Here is a 19,369-nt window from a genome sequence, read left to right as displayed (position 1 = left end):
CGTGATCACTCAGCGGTCGTACACCGTGGAGCCGTGGTGCGTGCGCGAGACGGCGCTGGGTCTGGACGTCCTCGCGCAGAGCGAGTCGGTGTTCGCGCTGTCCAACGGACACATCGGCTGGCGCGGCAACCTCGACGAGGGCGAGCCGCACGGCCTGCCCGGCTCCTACCTCAACGGCGTCCACGAAGTACACCCCCTGCCGTACGCGGAGGCGGGGTACGGCTATCCGGAGTCCGGCCAGACCGTCATCAACGTCACCAACGGCAAGATCCTCAGGCTGCTCGTCGACGACGAGCCGTTCGACCTGCGCTACGGCCGCCTCGTCGCCCATGAGCGGGTGCTCGACCTGCGGCGGGGCGTGCTGGAGCGCACCTGCGAGTGGACCTCGCCCGCCGGGTCCACGGTCCGGGTCCGCTCGACCCGGCTGGTCTCCCTCACCCAGCGGGCCGTCGCCGCCGTCGCCTACGAGGTGGAGGCCGTCGGCAGCCGCTCCCGCGTGGTGATCCAGTCCGAGCTGGTCGCCAACGAGAGCCTGCCCGACCTCGACGGCGACCCGCGCGCGGCACGCACCCTGAAGTCGCCGCTGGAGCCGGAGGAGGACGTCGCCGTCGGCAACCGGCTGCGCCTGGTGCACCGGACGAAGCGCAGCGGTCTCAGGGTGGCCGTCGCCGCCGACCACACCGTCACCGGACCCGAACGGACCACCGTCGCCGGCGAGAGCAATGTGGACGTGGCCCGCCTGACCGTCACCTCCGTCCTGGAACCGGGCGAGAAGCTGCGGGTGGAGAAGCTCGTCGCGCACGGCTGGTCCGGCGCCCGCTCGCGGCCCGCGATGAGCGACCAGGTGGAGGCCGCGCTCGCCGCCGCCGGACACAGCGGCTGGCAGGGCCTGCTCGACGACCAGCGGGACTGCCTCGACGACTTCTGGGCCCGCGCGGACGTCGAGGTCGACGGCGACGAGGAGATCCAGCAGGCCGTCCGCTTCGCGCTGTTCCACGTCTACCAGGCCGGCGCGCGCGCCGAGCAGCGCGCCATCCCCGCCAAGGGGCTCACCGGCTCCGGTTACGACGGCCACGCCTTCTGGGACACCGAGACCTTCGTCCTGCCCCTGCTCACCTACACCGCGCCCGACGCCGTCGCCGAGGCCCTGCGCTGGCGGCAGAACACCCTCCCCGCCGCCCGTGAGCGGGCCATCCAGCTGGGCCTGCGCGGCGCGGCGTTCCCCTGGCGGACCATCGAGGGCTCGGAGGGCTCCGCGTACTGGCCGGCCGGCACCGCCGCCTTCCATGTCAACGCCGACATCGCCGACGCGGTCGTCCGGTACGTCGCGGCGACCGGGGACGCCGACTTCGAGTCGAGCACCGGCGTCGAACTGCTGGTGGAGACCGCCAGGCTGTGGCGCTCGCTCGGCCACCACGACACGCACGGCACCTTCCACATAGACGGCGTCACCGGCCCCGACGAGTACAGCGCGGTCGCCGACGACAACACGTACACCAACCTGATGGCCCGCGCGAACCTCCTCGCCGCCGCCGACACGGTCGAACGCCATCCGGGGGAGGCCGCCCGGCTCGGCGTCGACGAGGAGGAGAGCGCCGCCTGGCGGGACGCCGCAGAGGCGATGCACATCCCCTTCAACCACGAACTCGGCGTGCACGAACAGCACGCGGGCTTCACCCGCTACCAGCACTGGGACTTCGCCGGCACCCGCCCCGACCAGTACCCCCTGCTGCTGCACTTCCCGTACTTCGACCTCTACCGCAAACAGGTCGTCAAACAGGCCGACCTGATCCTCGCCATGTACACCTGCGACGGTCACTTCGACGACGAACAACTCGCCCGCAACTTCGCCTATTACGAGCCCCTCACCGTCCGCGACTCCTCGCTGTCCGCCTGCTGCCAGGCCGTGATCGCCGCACAGGCCGGCCATCTGCGGCTGGCCTACGACTACACGGCAGAGGCCGCGCTGATGGACCTCGCCGACCTGGAGCACAACACCCGCGACGGCCTGCACATCGCGTCCCTGGCGGGCACCTGGACGGCTCTGGTCGCCGGGTTCGGCGGACTGCGCCGCGACGGCGCGAGCCTGCGTTTCGCCCCCCGCCTCCCGGAGCGCTTCAGCCGTCTCGCCTTCAGCGTCCAGCTCCTCGGCCGCCGGCTGCGCGTCGAGATAGGTCCCGAGAAGGCCGCCTACACCCTGCTGTCCGGCGAGCCCCTGACGATCAGCCACCACGGCGCGGCGCTCACCGTCAACGGGGACGGACCGGTGGTGCGGGAGGTACCGCGCCTGCCGGTGCGCGAGGCGCCCGCGCAGCCCCTGCACCGGGGTCCGAACACCCGCTGAGCCGTACACGTGTTTCCCGGCCGCCGGGCGCAGGTAGGTAGGGGATGCAGGTTGACCGCGGCGGGTGAGGGGGAGTGGCATGGCGGCAGGCAGTGGGCAGGAAGGCCGGCTCGCGGAGGAGTTCTTCACGCCGGGCGGCTCGTCGTTCAGCGAGTTCCTGGCGGCGCACCGCCCCGAACTGCTCCCGACGCGCCCGCCGTTCCAGGACGGCGTCCGGGCCGCCCCGGACGCCTTCCCGCACGGCACGACGGTCCTCGCCCTCGCCTTCCGCGACGGCGTTCTGCTCGCCGGCGACCGCCGGGCCACCATGGGCAACCTCATCGCCCAGCGCGATCTGGAGAAGGTGCACCCGGCGGACGACCACACCGCCGTCGCCTTCGCCGGCACGGTGGGACTCGCCCTGGACATGGTGAAGCTGTTCCAGCTCGAGCTCACCCACTTCGAGAAGGTCGAGGGCACCCCGATGACCCTCGCCGCCAAGGCCCGCCGGCTCGCCACGATGATCCGGCAGAACCTCGGCCAGGCCATGCAGGGCCTCGCCGTCGTCCCCCTCCTCGCGGGCTACGACGTCACCGCCCGGCAGGGCGCCAGGGGCCGTATCTTCAGTTTCGACGTGGCCGGCGGGCTGTACGAGAAGGCGCCCTTCCACGCCGAGGGCTCCGGCTCCCCGTACGCCCACGGCGCGCTGAAGAAGCTGTACCGCGCGGACATGACCCGCCGGGACGCGGCCCTCGCCGCGCTCCAGGCCCTCTACGACGCCGCGGACGACGACTCGGCCACCGGCGGGCCCGACATCGGCCGCCGGATCTTCCCGATCGTCTCGGTCATCACCGAGGAGGGCTTCGAACGGCTGCCGGAGCAGGAGACGGAGCGACTCAGCCGGGAGATGGTCGAACAGCGCAGCAGGAGGCCGGACGGCCCGCACGCCGCGCCCTGAGCGCCTCAGACCCGCAGCCCCGCCTCCTTCCGCCACCGCAGGATCTGTTGCGCGGGATCCCCGGTGTACGACCAGGGGGTGCGGGTGGCCCGGCGGCCCAGCAGCCGCAGCAGATCCGCGGCCACGTCGTCCACGTCCGCCCAGCAGGCCGCGTGCGCCAGGTAGTTGAGGTCGCGGAGTTCACCGGGGGCGACGGGGAGGTCCGGGCGGTCCGCGATCCAGCGCTCCCAGGTGCGGCGTACGTCGCTCACCGCGCCGTCGTTCTTCCAGTGCTGGCCGAGCCCCATGGTGGCGGACCGGCCCTGGGCGGTGTCCAGGGCGTGGCGGTACTCCTCGACGCGGGCGTACTGCACGAGGACCGGCAGCGGGCAGCCCGGCGGGGCCACTCCGGCGGCGTCGCGGGCGAAGTCGTACATCAGTCCGTGCGAGCCGTGCCAGCGGGCCGAGTAGTAGTGCAGGACCTGGAGGTGGCCCTCCATGCTGTAGGGGTCGCGCTGGTGCAACTCGTCCCACCAGCGGGCCAGTTCCTGCCGGCGGACCCCGGAGGGGTACAGGCGGGCCACCGAGATGAGGGAGACCCACGGCGTCGGGTCGTCGAGGTACGCCTCGGTCGCCGACAGACACGCCATCACCGCCGCGTCGATCCGCAGCTGGTCGATCGGCACACCGCGGCCCGCCGCGATGGCCAGGTTGAACGCCCGGGCGGTCTCGGTGGCCGCCCGCAGCACCAGCGCGTCACCGCTGTGCGGCTCGGCGGCCAGCCAGCTCTCGGCCGTCGAACTGCCGGCGCAGGCCTGCGCCAGCAGCCGGACGCGGTGGCCGCGGGCGAGCCAGTCCGGGCCGGTCGCCCGGATCAGCTCCCGCAGCCCCTGCCAGCGGCCGATCACGATGTCGTGCCGGGCGGAGGACAGGGACACGTCCCCGCAGTCGGGGTCGAAGTCCGGAGCGAAACGGTCTCGCACCATCGGGTTCCCCCTCAGAAGTCGGTCGGGAGACCCTCGTAGGCGGTCGCGTGCGCGCCCGCGTGGCCGTCGGGCGCGTAGTCGGCCACCACGGTACGTGAGGCGTCGAGGCGGGCCGGCCGGTAGTAGTCACTGCCCTGCCGCCAGTACCAGAGCATCGGCACCAGTCCCACGATGAGCCCGCCGAGGCCGATGGCGATGGCCGCGGGGTGCAGGTCCCCGAGTGACTCCGCGAAGATCCAGAACATGAACAGGGCGCCGAACAGCGGCCACAGCCCGCCGAGCAGGAAGTCGGAGGCGGACCGCAACAGCGTCCTGCGGTAGGCGACCACCGCCGCGAGGCCCGCGAGGCCGTAGTAGACCGCGATCTGCAGCCCGATGGCCGAGATGGCGTCCTCGAGGATGTCGCCCACCGAGCCCAGCGCGTTGGAGGCCACGAACATCATCAGCGACACCCCGCCGACCACCCCGATGGCGATCCAGGGCGTGTTCCACACCCGGTGCACCCGGCCCAGCGCGGACGGCATCGTCCGGTCGCGGCCCATCGCGAACAGCGAGCGCGTGACCTGGATGAGGGTCGTCTCCAGGGTGGCGACGGTGGACAGCAGCACGGCGACGATCAGCAGTTTGCCGCCCACGCCCGGCCACACCTCCTCACCGAGTTCGGCCAGGACGTTCGCGCCGTTCTCCTCGATCCGCTGCGAGCTGAGGACCACGTTCACGGCGATGGTGAACACCTCGAACAGGAGGAAGACGATGCCGACCCCGATCAGGCCCGCGAGCCCGGTCGTACGGCGGCTGTCGCGGGTCTCCTCGCTGAGGTTGCTGGTCACGTCCCAGCCCCAGTAGTAGAACGCCGCCACCAGGGCGCCCGACGCGAAGCCGCCGACCCCGTCGAAGTGGCTGAAACCGAGCCAGGACCAGTCGAAGGGCAGGGCGTTGTCCTGCGTGTGGAAGCAGACCAGCAGCGCGAACAGGGCCAGGATCGCGAGCTCCACGCCCGACATGATCAGCTGTGCGCGTACCGTGAGCCGGGCCCCGCCCAGCACCACCAGGAGCATGATCACGAACCAGGCCGCGCCCACCGCCGTGGACAGCATGGTGTTGTCGGCGAGGTCCCGGTCGAACAGGGCGAGCGTCATCGACCCGGCCGGCAGCGACCCCGCCACCATGAAGATCGTCGCCGAGACGACCAGCGCCCAGCCGCTGAGGAAGCCCAGGAAGGGATGGAGCGTGCGGCCCACCCAGGAGTAACTGGCCCCGGCGTTCACGTCGATCCGGCTGAGGCGGCTGAAGGCCAGCGCGATGCCCAGCATCGGTATCGCGCAGTACAGCAGCGCCGCCGGGCTGGCCAGGCCCACCGCGCCGACCAGGACCGCCGTCGTGGCGGCGATGGAGTACGCGGGGGCGCTGCCCGCGACCGCCATCACCACCGTGTCGAAGGTGCCGAGGACGTTGGCCTGCAGCCCTCTTCCGGTGCTGTTGCTCATGCTTGTGCTGCTTTCCGTCGTGCACACCGCCGACGGGGGTACGGTCCCGTCGGCGTATGGGGGGTGAGGGTGGAGCATGGCGGTTACCGGCCACCAGAGCGTCCGGGGTCGGTCACACCGAGTGTGCGAGTGATGATAGCCCCAACGCTTTAGGTTTCAAGATTGGCGGGGGTGATCGGGGTGCGCCCGGCATGTGCCGTGATTGGAGCGGCCGTCACGGGAAACGCGGACGAGGTCAGTGACAACCCGGCGAACCAGGAAGGCATCCATGGGTACCGAGTCCGCGGCGATGGGCGACGACGCCTACCAGCCCACCGGCACGAACGAGGAACAGCAGGACGCGGCCCCGCTCGACCTCCAGGACGCCGTCGGCGAACGCACCTACGACGACACCCTCGACGAGGGCTACTCCCCGCCGGAGAAGCCCCTCGGTGTCACCAAGTACGGCACCACGGCGGCCGAGCAGCACGACGGCGAGAGCCTCGACCAGCGTCTCGCCCAGGAGGTCCCGGAGGTGTCCGGACCGGCCGGGGACGACGTGGGCGACCTCCCCGGAGGCGAGGGCGAACCCGTCGACCCCGAGGCGGGCGACCGCCGCGCCGGCCGCCTGGTCGCCCCCGACGAGGGCGCCCACGCCGCCACCACCAAGGAGGAGATCGCCGAGGACATCGGGATCGACGGCGGGGCGGCGGGCGCGGAGGAGGCCGCGGTGCACATGGTCGAGGAGTGAATATCCCGGTCCGGGGCGGTGTTCACTCCCCGATCCGGTCCAGCTGCCGCAGCCGGTTGGTGGCGTCCAGGGCGGCGACCTTGTACGACTCCGCCAGCGTCGGGTAGTTGAACACCGCGTCGACCAGGTAGTCGACCGTGCCGCCGCAGCCCATCACCGACTGGCCGATGTGGATCAGCTCGGTCGCGCCGGTCCCGAAGCAGTGCACTCCGAGCAGTGTGCGGTCCTCGGGGGACACCAGCAGTTTCAGCATGCCGTGGGCGTCACCGATGATCTGCCCGCGCGCCAGCTCCCGGTAGCGGGCGACACCGACCTCGAACGGCACGCTGTCCTCGGTGAGCTGGTCCTCCGTCTTCCCCACGAAGCTGATCTCCGGGATGGTGTAGATGCCGATCGGCTGCAGCTGGTGCATCCGGCCCACGGGCTCCCCGCAGGCGTGGTACGCGGCCGCCCGGCCCTGCTCCATCGAGGTGGCCGCGAGCGCCGGGAAGCCGATGACGTCACCCACGGCGTAGATGTGCGGCACCTGTGTGCGGAAGTGCTCGTCGACCTCGATCCGGCCACGAGGGTCCGCCGCAAGCCCCGCCTTGTGCAGGTCGAGTTCGTCGGTGAGACCCTGCCGGCCCGCCGAGTACATCACGGCGTCCGCCGGTATCTTCTTGCCGCTGGCCAGCACGGTCAGCGTGCCCCGCGGATGCCGCTCCACGGCGGCGACGGTCTCCCCGAACCGGAAGGTGACCGCCAGGTCCCGCAGGTGGTACTTGAGCGACTCGATGACCTCGACGTCGCACATGTCGAGCATCCCGGCCCGCTTCTCCACCACCGTGACCTTGCTGCCGAGCGCGGCGAACATGCTGGCGTACTCCATGCCGATCACACCGGCGCCGACGATCACCATGGACCGGGGGACCCGCTCGATCGTGAGGACGTTGTCGGAGTCGAGGATGGTCCGTCCGTCGAACTCCACGCTGTCCGGGCGCGCGGGCCGGGTCCCGGTGGCGATGATGATGTGCTCGGCGCCGATCAGCCGTTCCTGCCCGGTGATCTCGCGCAGCGCGATGGTGTGGTCGTCGGCGAACCGGCCGGTGCCGGCGAACAGGGAGACGTGGTTGCGGGACAGCTGGCTGCGGATGACGTCGGTCTCCCGGCCGACCACGTGCTGGGTGCGCGCGGTCAGGTCGGCGACGGTGATGTCCTCCTTCAGCCGGTAGCTCTGGCCGTAGAGGTCGCGCTGGGTGAGACCGGTGAGGTACAGCACCGCCTCGCGCAGGGTCTTGGAGGGGATGGTTCCGGTGTGGAGGGAGACCCCGCCGACCATGTCGGGGCGGTCGACGACGGCGACTCGGCGGCCCAGTTTGGCCGCGGCGATGGCGGCCTTCTGGCCGCCGGGACCTGATCCCAGGACGAGCATGTCGAAGTCGGGCACCCTCCGCAGTCTGACAGCGCGGAGGGTCCCGGGGAAAGGGCGTGGGGACGCGGGTTCCGGGAGAGCCGGCCCGCGGCGTCGCTCACGCGGATCGACAGGCCTACGGCAGCAGCTTCTCGATCGCGCTCGGTCCCTCCCTGTCGAGCTTGCGCCTGGCCCACTCGAGGTTGCGGGGGGTGAGGTCCCGTCCCGTGGCCAGGACCATGTCCTCCGGCGACACCTCGGTGCCGGTGCGGGTGTGGAGCAGGCTGTCCGGGGTGACGCGGTCCGGGGAGGGCCGGGCGGCGCCTGGCTGTGACGTCGGCATGATGTCTGCTCCTCGCGTCCGAAGGAATGTACTAACACCATTCATCCTGGAGCCGCACCCTGCAATGTCGATCAGATCCCGGGTCCGCCGGCGACCGGCCCCGCCCGAGATGCCGGGAAGATCGTGTTGTCGTGTAATGGGCCCTATGGCACCCACCACCGCCGGGAAATCCGGGCGCGGAGGACTGCGCAGGCTCGGCGCCTGGTGCGCCCACCACTTCCTGATCGTCATCATCGCCTGGCTCGTGGCCATGGTCGCCCTCCAAGTGATCGACCGTTCCGTCGGCGGGACCTACGAGGACAACTTCCAGCTGTCGGACGTGCAGTCCGAGAAGGGCCTCGACGTCCTGAAGGAGCACGACCCGCAGGCCGGCGGCTACAGCAGCCAGATCGTGCTCCACGACGACAAGCAGGCACTGAGCGCGCTCGGCTCGCAGATGTCCACCACGGTCGGCGACCTGCAGAAGCTGCCGCACGTGCTCAGCGTGCAGAACCCGCTCTCACAGACCCCCACCAAGATCGGTCCGGTGTCGAGCGACGGGAAGACCGGCTACATCACCATCCGCTTCGACGTCCAGCCCTCCACCCTCGGCGACGGCTACCTGACCGGCGTCGACCAGGCCGTCCAGCCGCTGCGGGCGGCCGGCGCCGAGGTCGAGTACGGCGGTTCGCTCGGCGAACTGGCCCGGCCCAAGGCCGACGACCGGGTCAGCGAGCTGATCGGCTTCGCGGTCGCCATCGTCGTCCTGCTCATCGGCTTCGGCAGCGTCATCGCCGCCGGGCTGCCCCTGATCACCGCGCTGATCAGCGTCGTCGGCGGACTCGCCATTCTCGGGCTGCTCGCCGCCGCCTTCGTCTTCGCCACCGTCTCACCGACCCTCGCCACCATGATCGGCCTCGGCGTCGGCATCGACTACGCGCTCTTCCTGACCACCCGGTACCGGCAGAACCTGATCGACGGCGCCGATCCCGCAGAGGCCGCCGGACACGCCGCGGCCACCAGCGGCCGCGCCGTCCTCGTCTCCGGCACCACCGTGATCATCGCACTCGCCGGCCTGTACGCGTCCGGGGTGTCCTTCATCGGCAAACTCGGCCTGGCCGCCGCCGTCACGGTGGTCTCCGCCGTCGCCGGCGCCCTCACCCTCGTGCCGGCCCTGTTCGGACTCATCGGCCGGCACATCGACCGCTACCACGTCCGCAGACCGGTCGCCGAGACCGACGCCGAACCGGGCGCCACCCCGCACGGCACCTGGCACCGCTACGCCAAACGCGTCGAGCGCAGGCCCTGGGAGTACCTCGGGGCGGGCGTCGCCGTCATCGCGATCCTCGCGATCCCCGTGTTCTCCATCCAGCTCGGCCACATCGGCGACGGCGCCGACCCGACCTCCTTCACCGACCGGCGGGCCTACGACCTGATGACCGACGCCTTCGGACCCGGCTCCAACGGCCCCCTCACCGTCGTCATCGACCAGACGTCCGTCCCCTCCGACAAACGATCCGCCCTCTCCTCCCAGGCACAGAAGACCCTCGGCGCCGTGCCGGACGCGGCCGTCGTCACCCCGCTGACGGCCACCCAGGACGGCGACGTCCTGATCGCCACCGTCTACTCCACCCAGGCCCCGCAGGACGCCACCACCACCGACCTGACGAACCGGCTCATCGACCACACCCTCCCCGACGCGGTCTCCGGCTACGACGCCAAGGGCTATGTCACCGGCACCACGGCCGCCCAGGTCGACTTCCGCGACATCGTCGCCAGCCGGCTCCCCGTGATCATCCTCGTGGTCGTCGGCCTCGCCTTCCTGATCATCCTCGCCGTCTTCCGCGGCCTCCTCGTCGCCGTCAAGGCCGCCGTCCTCAACGTCCTGTCGATCACGGCCTCCTACGGTGTCGTCGTCGCCGTCTTCCAGTGGGGCTGGGGCGGGCCCGCGCTGGGCGTCAACGGCGATGTGCCCATCGAGAGCTATGTGCCGATGATGATGTTCGCGATCATCTTCGGCCTCAGCATGGACTACGAGATCTTCCTGCTCTCCCGCGTCCACGAGGCCTGGCTGCGCACCGGCGATGCCAAGGACTCCGTCGCCCACGCCCTGGAGATCACCGCCCGGGTCATCACCTGCGCGGCCCTGATCATGGTGAGTGTGTTCGCCGCGTTCATCATCAGCGACAACATCGTCGTCAAGATGCTCGGCCTGGGCCTCGCCGTCAGCGTGCTCATCGACGCCACCGTCGTACGCCTGCTCATGGTGCCCGCGGTGATGACACTGCTCGGCCCGCACGCCTGGTGGACACCGCGGTGGCTGGACCGGATCCTGCCGCACATCGACGCCGAGGGGGACACCGAGACCCTCAACGGCCCGCGGGATCCCCGGGGGCGAGAACGAGCATCGTGACGTCGTCACGGACGGCGGGGGAGTGGCGCAGGAGATCGGCCCAGACGCGGTCGGCCGTGGCCGCCGGGCCGGTGCCGTCGGTCAGGGCGGGCAGCCGGTCCGTGAGCGGATAGAAGGCGCCCGCGGTGTCCCTGGACTCCCAGACGCCGTCGGAGGCGAGGAAGAGCCGGTCGCCGGGGCGCAGCGCGAGGGCACGGCCGCCGGGCGGGGCCGCACCCGGCAGGCCCAGACCTAGGGGTGTCCACGGGACGACGGCCACCTCCGTCGCCGTACCGTCGCGCAGCAGCACGGGCGGCGGATGCCCGCACACCACGATCCGCACGGCGTCCGCGGCCGGTGTGAACTCCAGCAGGACGGCCGTGGCGAAGAGTTCGGCGTGCGCGACCCGCGCCGAGTCCACCGCCAGCCGCCGGTCCAGACGGGCCGCCACCTCCTCCAGGGACGGCCGGTCCAGCACCGCCTCACGGAACGCCCCCATCAGGGACGCCACCGTAGCGATCGCCGCCAGTCCGTGCCCCTGGACGTCCCCCAGCACCGCCCGCACCCCGTGCGCGCTCTCCCGCACGTCGAAGAAGTCGCCGCCGACCAGCGTCCCGCGCTCGGCCGCCCGGTACAGGCCGGCGCAGCGCACCGGACCCACCCGCTCCGGCACCGACGGCACCACCGCGCGCTGGGCCGCCTCCGCGACCGTGCGCTCCATGTCCAGCTGCATGTCCCGGCGGCGGCGCACGAACGCCACGAACACGCTCAGCGCGGCGACGAAACAGATCGTCAGCAGGTCCGTCTGGCCCGGGTCGTCCAGCCGGAACGCCGGCACGTTCAGTATCACCACCACGGCCGCGCCGAGCACCGCGGTCGCCACGGGACCGTAGGACAGCACGGCCAGCGGCGGGATCGCGCCCAGCAGGAAACCGATGTCCAGGGGATCGGGGTCGGCCAGGGTGGCCGCGGACACCCCCGCGATCAGCAGGATCGGCAGCGCCCGCACCCACGGCGGCGGGGGCGCGCCCCGCAGCCAGCCCCGCCGCTCCCCGTCCACTCGTGCCACACCACCACGCTCCCCCCGGGCACCGGCGGACGCACGCCGAAAATATCGGTTGGACTCCCCGTCGGACGATCTTCTACTGTGTGACCGCACGCCCGGACACCACGGAAGGAGGCGAGCGCCGATGAACCTCTCATCCACCCCGCGCTCCCACCCCGTGACCCCGGCGTGCCTCGCCTGACCTCCGTGTCGGGCGCCCGGGAGCGCATCACGTCATACGCATCCCGGAGGAATCCGTGACCGATCTGGTCATCCGCGCTCTCGACGAGAGCGACGTCCATGTCTTCGACACCCTGCCCGACCCGCTGCGCGCCGCCGAGGCGTTCGGCAACGACACCTACCGGCCCGAGTGGAAGCGGGTCGCGCTGCGCGACGGCCGGGTCGTCGCCCGCGCCGCATGGTGGGGCGGCCCCGACGACGCCGAACCGGTGACCGTCGAGTGGTTCGACTTCGCCGACGGCGAGGAGGAGGCGGGCGCCGAACTGCTGCGCACCGCGTCCTGGCGGGTCGGCCTCAACCTGGTCCTGCCCACCGGCTGGCGTGAGGACCCCGCCACCCGGGCCGCCGCCGAGGCCCGCTACGCCGCCGCCCGCGCGGCCGGGTACACCCTGCTCGTGGAGCGCTTCGTCTACCGCTGGACCCCGGAGTGCGGCCTGCCCGACCGTCCCGGCAGGCTGCGGTTCGCCCCCGAACCCGACGACGCGGTGTTCTTCGACGCCCTGCGGCGCATCCACTCCGACACGCTGGACGCCCACGCCCGCAAGGCGATCGAGGAGGGCGGACCGGACCGGGCCGCCCAGGAGGAGCTGGACTTCTTCCGCTGGTGCCCCTCCCCGCGCGAGTGGTGGCAGACCGCGTACACCCCGGACGGCGAGCTGGCCGGCATCCACATCCCGGCCCACAACCCGGTCGGCCCCTGCATAGGCTTCATCGGGGTCCTCCCACAGCACCGGGGGCACGGCTACGCCTACGACCTGCTCGCCGAGTGCACCCACTACCTCGCCGAACGGGGCGCGCGGTTCATCGCCGCCGCGACCGACCAGGCCAACTTCCCCATGGCCGCGCACTTCACCAGGGCGGGCTACCCCGTCGCACGGGAGCGGGCGAACTTCGAGGCCCGCTGATTCAGTCCGCGGCGCCGGCGCCGGAGCCCAGCAGGGCCTCGGCGTCGGCGAGGATCTCGGTGACCCGCAGGCCGAACGCGGCGTCGCAGGGGTGGGCCCGGCCGTCGCGGGCCGCGGCGAGGAGTTCGTCGGCGGCCCGGGTGAGGGCGTCGGCGGCGCTTCCGGTGGGCTCGGGGAGACGGGCGGTGCCGGTCTCGCCGTGCAGGGCGACGGCCGCGCCCGAAGCCGAGGGCGGGGCCGTCAGACTGAGCGTCACGGTGCTGGAGGCGCCGCCGGTGTGATCGAGGACCAGGTGCACGGTGTCACGCGCACCGCGGGCCGCGGCCGCCACCCGGCGGACGTCGCCGAGCACCGGCAGCAGCACCGACAGGGCGTGCGGGCCCACGTCCCACACCGCGCCCTTCTCGCGCCGCCAGGGCGTGGCGAACGGGCTGCCGTTCTCCTCGGCGAACACCGACCCCAGCCACTGGGCGTGCGCGGTGAACCAGCCCCCGGCGGCCGTCTGCGCCGCGATCCAGTCCGCGGTCTCGGACAGGTACCGGGTGGTGAAGAAGACCACCGAGGCGACCTGCGCCTTCTCGGCGGCCCGCACCACGGCCCGTGCCCCGTCCGGCGTCGTGGCGACCGGCTTGTCCAACAGGAGGTGGCAGCCCGCCGAGGCGGCCCGGACCGCCAGCTCGGCCTGCACGTTCGGCGGCAGCGCGACGGCGACGGCGTCCACGTCCGCGAGGAGGTCGTCGACCTCGGCGTAGGCCCGCGTGCCATGACGGTCCGCCAGCTCCCCGGCGGCCTCCGGGCGGCGGCCCCACACCCCGGTGAACTCCAGCGCCTCGTGCGTGGCGAGTACCGGGGCGTGGACCATCTGGGCCCAGGGGCCGGTACCGAGCAGACCTATGCGCATGCCGTGAGCTTCGCACACCGGTCCCGCCAGGGCACACCCGGGTTCAGCGCAGCGACGGCACGGCGAACCCCGTCAGCAGGGCGTCCGCCCGGTGCAGTCCGCTCTCCGCGGAGATCTCCCGCACCGACTGCGCGGGCCGCACCGTGGCGAAGGCGGCCCGGCCGTCCCGCACCAGATACCCGTACACGGCCGGCCTCGGCAGGCTGTTGTACGCCCAGGGCGCCGAGAAGTAGTAGGCGCCCGTGTCGTGCAGGACGACCACATCGCCCTCCGCGAGCTCGGGCAGCGGACGCTCGTGGGCGACGACGTCCCCGGCGAAGCACAGCGGCCCGGCGATGTCGTGGGGCACCAAGGGACCCGTCTTCGGCGTGCCGTCCGGGCCGTACGCGGACACCCGCACCGGCCAGTCCTCCGGCATGAAAACCGTGCGCGTGGCGACCTGGGCCCCGGCGTGGGTGAGCGCGATCCGGCGGCCGCCGGACTCCTTGACGTACTCGACGAGGCCGGCGGTGAAACCGTTCTTGGCGAGCAGCGAGCGGCCGAACTCGGTCACCAGCTGATAGCTGCCGTCCAGCAGGGCCGGCTCCACGGCGGTCAGCGCCGCCACGTACTCGGCGTACGTCGGTGTGACGCAGTCGTCCGCGAAGTTCACCGGCAGTCCGCCGCCCAGGTCGAGGCTGGTGACCTGGCGGTGGCCGACACGCGCGTTGATCTCCTCGGCGAGCCGGTGCAGCGCCGCGAGACCCCGCGCGATCAGGGGCAGCGGGCAGCCCTGCGAGCCGACGTGGGCGTGCAGCCGGGTCAGCCAGGGGCGGCGCGCGTAGGCCTCGACGACCCGCTCCCGGGCGCCCGGGTCGCGCAGCGCCACGCCGAACTTGGAGTGCGCGGTCGCCGTGCTCATCGCCCCGATCGACCCGCCGCCGACCTGCGGATTGACCCGCACGCCGAGGACGGACGCGCAGTCGGCGGGCCGCAGGGCGTCGATCCGCTCCAGCTCGGCGAGGTTGTCGGCGTTCACCGCGATGCCCAGCGAGAGCGCCTCCTCGAGCTCCCGGCGGGTCTTGGCCGGGGAGTCCAGCACGATGCGGGAGGGGGCGAAACCGGCGTCCAGCGCCACCCGCAGCTCACCCGGACTGGCCACCTCGCAGCCCATTCCGGCGTCGGCGAGCAGCCGCAGCACGGGCACCAGCGGACAGGCCTTGGCGGAGAAGGCGTGCAGCACGTCCGGCACCCCCGCGAACGCCTCGTGCAGCGCGGCCACGCTCTCCCGCACCCCCTGGACGTCGACGAAGCCGGCCAGCGGCCGGTCCTCCCCGAGGAGCCCGTCGGCGACGGCCTGCCGGACGGCGAGCGTGAGGTTGTCGGTGCGGGGCGGTGCGGGGTGCGACACGTCCGGATCTCCTTCGCTGAGGGAGCACAACTCCAGGATCTCCAGGTTTGCGCGCGACCGCGCCACATGTCTTCGGCCTCCGGCACGAAGACGCCCGGAATCCTTGTGGTACCGGGCCTCCCGCGCCCGCAGCGCCCGCACGGCGAGGAAAAGAAGCGGTTTCTGTGACGCTGAGTAGTGGTACGGACGAGCTGGGTGGTTACTGTGTGTTACGCTGGGTGGAGGAGCGGAGGACGCTCGGTTGAGGCCGTTCGTGGCGCGATCGTGCCCCCGGAGGGTGACATGTGTCTCCCCTGTGCATGAATCGCCCAGGTCCGGGCACACGCGGTGCAACAACCGTAGAGAGGGGCGCGCTCGTGATCGTTCCCGACCCGAAGGTCGCCAGGACGTTGCTCACCCGGTACGCGACGCTGAGGATCGCCCAGTCGGAGCAGGAGCGGCCGGAGGCCGCCCGGGAGCTTCAGGACGTGACGTACACGCTCTGCGTGCTCATGGACACGTCCGACGTCGGGGAGGCGCTCGCGGCGGCGGACGCCCTGCTGGACTCCCTGACCCCGGCGACGGGCCGAGGGCTGTCCCTGGCCGTCTGAGGAATCGAAGGGCGCGGCCGGAGCCCCGGTGTGGGGCTCCGGCCGCGCCGTGGTGCCGTCAGGAGGTCGCCGAGCCGCAGCGGTCGGCGGTCCGGCGGTCAGACTTCGGGGCCGGTCCGGCCAGCCACTCCGCGATGGTGCGGGCGATCGGCTGACCGGTGTCCACCTCCACGAAACCGAACTGACCGGACTGGTTGCACTCCAGGAACCACCAGGTCCCGTCGGCGTCCTCCGCGAAGTCGAAGGCTCCGTAGGACAGTTCCGCCTCGCGCAGATACATCCGTACGGCCTCGGCGAGGCGCGGCGGGACGTCGGCCTCCCGCCACGGCGTCGTGGAGGGCGCGTACCGCACGTCCACCACGTCCGGGTCGGCGCCCGGAGCCGTGTCCTTGCGGGCGGCCAGGAGCCGCTCGCCCACCGCGGTCAGCCGTATGTCGGCCCGCTTGGCGATCCTGCGCTGCAGCAGCGTCGGACCGTAGGCGACGGCCGCGAAGTCGGCGCCCTGCGGGACCCGTGTGGTGGGCACCGCACGCGGCGGGTCCTGCGGATGCGCCCCGGACACCGGCTTGACCACCAGGTCCGGGTAGCGTTCCGCGAAGTCCCGCGCGGCCTGCGGGAAGCTCGTGACCAGGGTGGCGGGCACGGGCAGCCCGCTGCGCTGGGCGAGCCGCAGCTGCCACGGCTTGTGCCGGGCGCGCAGGGACGCGTCGGGATGGTTCATCCAGCGCGCCCCGGTGCCCCGGAGCATGCCGTAGAGGGCCTGCGAGGACTCCTCCGTGAGCCATGCGGACGGCTGCGCCGCCCGTGCCGCCGCGGTGCCGGGCCGGCGGACCCACACGGACCTGAGTCCGTCGAGGCTCACCAGCCGGCCGGCCGACGACAGATGGCCCCGGAAGGCACCGTGGACGAACTCGCCGGAGAGTGCGACGGTGCTGGTCAGGTCGGCCGGGTCGAGCCGTACGACCGGGACGCCCGCGGCGTTCAGGTGCACGACCACCATGTCCGCCGTGACGTCCTCTTCGCAGGTCAGGATGAGCACGGTCATCGATCTGGACCCGTGCTCAGTCGTCGAAGTGGGTCTTGGAACCCGCTGTGGAGGTGGTCGTCCCCAGTTCTCTGAGCAGGGCGTGGTCACGAGCGGCGACACGGCCGTCGAGGAGTACGTTCAACTGCAGTCCAGGGTCATAGGCGTACGGAGTTGCGAACTCCAACTTCGCCGCAGGGCGTGCGTAGTTGAGCGCGAACGGTTGCATGTTCTCTCCCTCGTCGGTACTGCCTCGATCAAGCGGTGCCGCTGTGCGACGTCACTCGGGCCCGCTGCATTGTTGCGACCTTCAGTCACTTATACGATTCGAACGGGTGGTTGGTTTCCTTACTCTCCGTGATCATCGGCGAGTCGGGACACCAGCAGGGCGCGGAGCAGGGGAGATGGGCCGAACGGGGGGTGAAAACGTCTTCAGATACGGTCAGTTGGGAGCCCCGCGCGCTCGGGAAAGCGGCGCAGGGAGCGCAGGGCCAGGAGCAGGACACCGATGTCGTCGAGATAGACCGGGTCGGGCAGTACGTCGGTGGGAAGCACGAAGTACAGGACGGCGCCCCAGAACACCCAGCGCGGGCCGGAGGGCAGCCCGGCACGTCTGAGGTCCCGGCGGGCCCGGACCAGCCGCACCAGGACCACGACGGCCAGGGCCAGGAGGACCGCGGCCACTGCCGCGGCGACGACGAGCACGGTGGTCGTGTCCATGGGCCTCTCCCTTCGCGGTCCGTCGTACGGCGTGCGCCCCGGTCGGCCTGCGCTGCGCAGCCCTTGTTGGTCGAATTCCCCGATTTCGGTTCCCGAATTCCCGTTTCCGGGTCGATTACCGCATCGGATGGGGCACTTTCCGGCCGTTCGGCGACCCCTGTGCGCCCCCAAAGGGGCCGCGTCCGAGGGCGAGTTGCGTCATATGACCGTGGTTCAGGTCGGCGTAGGGCCGCGTGTCGCACCTCGGAGGCGCAGGGTGGCCGCAGTCTTCGGGGCGATCCGCCCGGCGGCCGAAAATCGTTCCCGTGGACGGCTCCCACGGGGTGAGCCGGTCGTCCCGGAACCCCGGGCCGCACCCGGCGCCGGGCCGGTGCGGGGCCATGTCGAGCCGACGGGTGTGACCGACCTCACCCGCGCGATCCTCGTCCCGGCTACTGACCGGCTGTCGGCTCGGAGCCGTCGGCGGCCCTGTGCCCGGCCGTCTCGGCGGCGTCGGCAGGTGCCTTGTCCGTCGCCTCGTCAGTGGCTTCGCCGGAGACCTGCCGGGCTTCGTCCCGGACCCGGGACGACTCCGTCGACGCGGGGCGCAGGCTGCCCATGGTGGACTCCTTCAGCCGCTCCAGGGTCCGGCCCAGCTGCTGGAAGGGCGAACCGCTCTTCTTCGGCGCAGGCGCGGACCCCGGCGCGGACGCCTGCGCCGGCAGCCGCGGCTCACCGGCCTCGGCGGCCGCCTCCCGGTACGCGGCCAGCGCCTCGTGCGCCTGTTCGGCGGCCTCCCGGTACAGGTCCCGGGACTGCGTCATCGCCTCCAGGGCCTCCTTGTACATGGCGACCAGCTCCCGTTCCCGCGCGAGCTCCTCCTCGAGGGTGAGCAGCTGCCACTTCTCCCGCAGCAGGGTCAGCAGGGCGTCGCCGCCCTCCGGCAGCGGTGCGGGCAGAGCGGCGTACCGCCGTACCGAGTCCAGGACCTCGGTCGGGTGCGAACCGTCCAGGAAGACACTGCGCACCGCGAAGTCACCGGCGTCGTACCCGTCCGGCGCCGGGCTGCCCGGCAGGACCAGCGCACCGCCGCGCGGCACCTCGACCCCGAAGTCCTTCAGGGCCCAGTTCACCGTGCGCAGCTGATGCGGCGCCGCCCGGTGCTCCACCACCCGGTGGTGCAGGCCGGGCGGCAGCAGCCCGACCAGGGAACGCCGGCCCCGCTCGTCGGGCGTCATCGCCTCGTGGACGACGAGATGGACGGTCCAGGTGTCGTGCAGGGCGGCCCGGAGCGTCCGGCGCAGCTCCTTGTCGTCCGCCGGCAGCGGGTTGGTGTCGAGGAACCGCAGACCGGTGACGGTCTCCTGGCCCCACGCGGTGTCCGTCTCCCACGGCCAGAACATTCCGGCGGGCGACGGCCATCGCAGGTCCCAGGGCCGCTCCGCCTCCGCGACCAGCGCCCATTCCTGACCCCGGCCCGACCACTCCGACAGCTTCAGCCGGGCGCGCACGGTCACCTCGTCCGGCACCTGCCAGCGGGCCTCGAACGCCGACTCCCCCTCGGCGGTCTCGGTGTCGGGCAGCTCCGAGAAGTCCTGGAGGGTCCCGCTGTCCTTGCACTCCCGGAGGTGTTTGCGCAGCACGTCCGGCCCCGTGGGACCGGTGTGGCGGCCGCGGGCGAGCCAGACCGTGGAAGGGGTCGGGGGCGGGACGGTCGTGGAGATGTGCATGAGTCCGTTCGTGAGGGATGGGCGCGAGGTGCCGTGCGTGCGGTACGGGGTGTGCGGGCGGGGCGTGCGGGGTCGTCGACGAGCGTGACCCGCGAAGGCCAGTATCGCCCGTCGTGAGGTGTGGTTGATCACATGGGGGTGGGCGGACGGCCTTCGGCTTGCGCCTGCCCAAGCGACCGCGCGGTCACGCGTCCCACCCCCACATTCGTACGGGGTGTGCCCGGCGCACACGGCGTGGACTTGTTTCACCACGGCCGCCCCGCCCGCACCCATGGGCC

Annotated in this window: 17 protein-coding genes; 6 read left to right on the top strand and 11 right to left on the bottom strand. The window is 72.1% G+C overall.

Annotation, left to right across the window (positions count from 1 at the left end; all coding sequences use genetic code 11):
* Position 1: 1 nt before the first annotated feature.
* Positions 2 to 2,344 (top strand): glycoside hydrolase family 65 protein, encoded by a 2,343-nt coding sequence (locus tag ABT057_RS03210; protein ID WP_352340693.1) that lies wholly within the window; start codon positions 2 to 4, stop codon positions 2,342 to 2,344.
* Between the two features lie 79 nt (positions 2,345 to 2,423).
* Positions 2,424 to 3,281 carry a proteasome subunit beta gene (prcB, locus tag ABT057_RS03205; protein WP_352340692.1) on the top strand — a complete coding sequence of 286 codons (858 nt, stop codon included), beginning with the start codon at positions 2,424 to 2,426 and terminating at the stop codon, positions 3,279 to 3,281.
* 5 nt (positions 3,282 to 3,286) lie between these two features.
* On the opposite strand, the gene ABT057_RS03200 is transcribed toward prcB, so the two are convergent.
* Both ABT057_RS03200 and ABT057_RS03195 read right to left on the bottom strand, forming a co-directional pair.
* Positions 3,287 to 4,246, bottom strand: coding sequence for a hypothetical protein (locus tag ABT057_RS03200; protein WP_352340691.1), 960 nt, complete (start codon positions 4,244 to 4,246; stop codon positions 3,287 to 3,289).
* 11 nt (positions 4,247 to 4,257) lie between these two features.
* Positions 4,258 to 5,733, bottom strand: coding sequence for an APC family permease (locus ABT057_RS03195; protein WP_352340690.1), 1,476 nt, complete (start codon positions 5,731 to 5,733; stop codon positions 4,258 to 4,260).
* 268 nt (positions 5,734 to 6,001) lie between these two features.
* Between ABT057_RS03195 and ABT057_RS03190 the strand changes: the two genes are divergently transcribed.
* Entirely contained in the window at positions 6,002 to 6,463 is a 462-nt protein-coding gene (locus tag ABT057_RS03190) for a DUF5709 domain-containing protein (protein ID WP_352340689.1), read from the top strand.
* A gap of 22 nt (positions 6,464 to 6,485) precedes the next feature.
* Here ABT057_RS03190 and sthA read toward each other — a convergent pair whose 3' ends face one another.
* Together sthA and ABT057_RS03180 are read right to left on the bottom strand one after the other, a co-directional pair.
* Positions 6,486 to 7,889, bottom strand: a complete 1,404-nt coding sequence (gene sthA / locus ABT057_RS03185; protein ID WP_352340688.1) for a Si-specific NAD(P)(+) transhydrogenase — start codon at positions 7,887 to 7,889, stop codon at positions 6,486 to 6,488.
* A gap of 100 nt (positions 7,890 to 7,989) precedes the next feature.
* Positions 7,990 to 8,196: a hypothetical protein gene (locus ABT057_RS03180; RefSeq protein WP_352340687.1), complete on the bottom strand. Its 207-nt coding sequence runs from the start codon at positions 8,194 to 8,196 to the stop codon at positions 7,990 to 7,992.
* A gap of 136 nt (positions 8,197 to 8,332) precedes the next feature.
* On the opposite strand from ABT057_RS03180, the gene ABT057_RS03175 reads away from it, so the two are divergent.
* Complete coding sequence (locus tag ABT057_RS03175; RefSeq protein ID WP_502973761.1) at positions 8,333 to 10,588, top strand: MMPL family transporter; 2,256 nt, start codon at positions 8,333 to 8,335, stop codon at positions 10,586 to 10,588.
* Here ABT057_RS03175 and ABT057_RS03170 read toward each other — a convergent pair.
* Positions 10,545 to 11,636, bottom strand: coding sequence for a PP2C family protein-serine/threonine phosphatase (locus ABT057_RS03170; protein WP_352340685.1), 1,092 nt, complete (start codon positions 11,634 to 11,636; stop codon positions 10,545 to 10,547). The two genes, ABT057_RS03175 and ABT057_RS03170, sit on opposite strands and share 44 nt — an antisense overlap.
* A gap of 233 nt (positions 11,637 to 11,869) precedes the next feature.
* Here ABT057_RS03170 and ABT057_RS03165 point away from each other — a divergent pair, with 233 nt between their 5' ends.
* The gene (locus ABT057_RS03165; RefSeq protein ID WP_352340684.1) at positions 11,870 to 12,757 is read left to right on the top strand and encodes a GNAT family N-acetyltransferase; all 888 of its coding nucleotides are present in this window, start codon (positions 11,870 to 11,872) and stop codon (positions 12,755 to 12,757) included.
* Position 12,758: 1 nt separating this feature from the next.
* Here the strand turns inward: ABT057_RS03165 and ABT057_RS03160 are convergent, their stop codons facing one another.
* Together ABT057_RS03160 and ABT057_RS03155 are read right to left on the bottom strand one after the other, a co-directional pair.
* Positions 12,759 to 13,658, bottom strand: a complete 900-nt coding sequence (locus tag ABT057_RS03160; RefSeq protein WP_352340683.1) for a Gfo/Idh/MocA family protein — start codon at positions 13,656 to 13,658, stop codon at positions 12,759 to 12,761.
* A gap of 43 nt (positions 13,659 to 13,701) precedes the next feature.
* On the bottom strand, positions 13,702 to 15,048 hold the full coding sequence (locus tag ABT057_RS03155; protein ID WP_352340682.1) for a type III PLP-dependent enzyme domain-containing protein: 1,347 nt from the start codon (positions 15,046 to 15,048) through the stop codon (positions 13,702 to 13,704).
* A gap of 356 nt (positions 15,049 to 15,404) precedes the next feature.
* Between ABT057_RS03155 and ABT057_RS03150 the strand changes: the two genes are divergently transcribed.
* Positions 15,405 to 15,638, top strand: coding sequence for a DUF5133 domain-containing protein (locus ABT057_RS03150; protein WP_352340681.1), 234 nt, complete (start codon positions 15,405 to 15,407; stop codon positions 15,636 to 15,638).
* A 58-nt stretch (positions 15,639 to 15,696) separates the two neighbouring features.
* On the opposite strand, the gene tgmB is transcribed toward ABT057_RS03150, so the two are convergent.
* The 4 genes from tgmB to ABT057_RS03130 all read right to left on the bottom strand — a co-directional run bounded on the left by tgmB (position 15,697) and on the right by ABT057_RS03130 (position 19,091).
* Positions 15,697 to 16,683, bottom strand: a complete 987-nt coding sequence (tgmB, locus tag ABT057_RS03145) for an ATP-grasp ribosomal peptide maturase (protein ID WP_352340680.1) — start codon at positions 16,681 to 16,683, stop codon at positions 15,697 to 15,699.
* A gap of 16 nt (positions 16,684 to 16,699) precedes the next feature.
* The gene (tgmA, locus tag ABT057_RS03140) at positions 16,700 to 16,891 is read right to left on the bottom strand and encodes a putative ATP-grasp-modified RiPP (protein WP_352340679.1); all 192 of its coding nucleotides are present in this window, start codon (positions 16,889 to 16,891) and stop codon (positions 16,700 to 16,702) included.
* Positions 16,892 to 17,094: 203 nt separating this feature from the next.
* Entirely contained in the window at positions 17,095 to 17,382 is a 288-nt protein-coding gene (locus tag ABT057_RS03135) for a DUF1232 domain-containing protein (protein WP_352340678.1), read from the bottom strand.
* A 431-nt stretch (positions 17,383 to 17,813) separates the two neighbouring features.
* Positions 17,814 to 19,091 (bottom strand): hypothetical protein, encoded by a 1,278-nt coding sequence (locus ABT057_RS03130; protein WP_352340677.1) that lies wholly within the window; start codon positions 19,089 to 19,091, stop codon positions 17,814 to 17,816.
* Positions 19,092 to 19,369: the final 278 nt, after the last annotated feature.

Origin of the sequence: Streptomyces sp. NPDC002588 (genome assembly GCF_040295925.1) — a bacterium.
Classification (GTDB): domain Bacteria; phylum Actinomycetota; class Actinomycetes; order Streptomycetales; family Streptomycetaceae; genus Streptomyces.
Note: the sequence above shows the minus strand (reverse complement) of the source record. Positions and strands in the feature narration are given on the sequence as shown.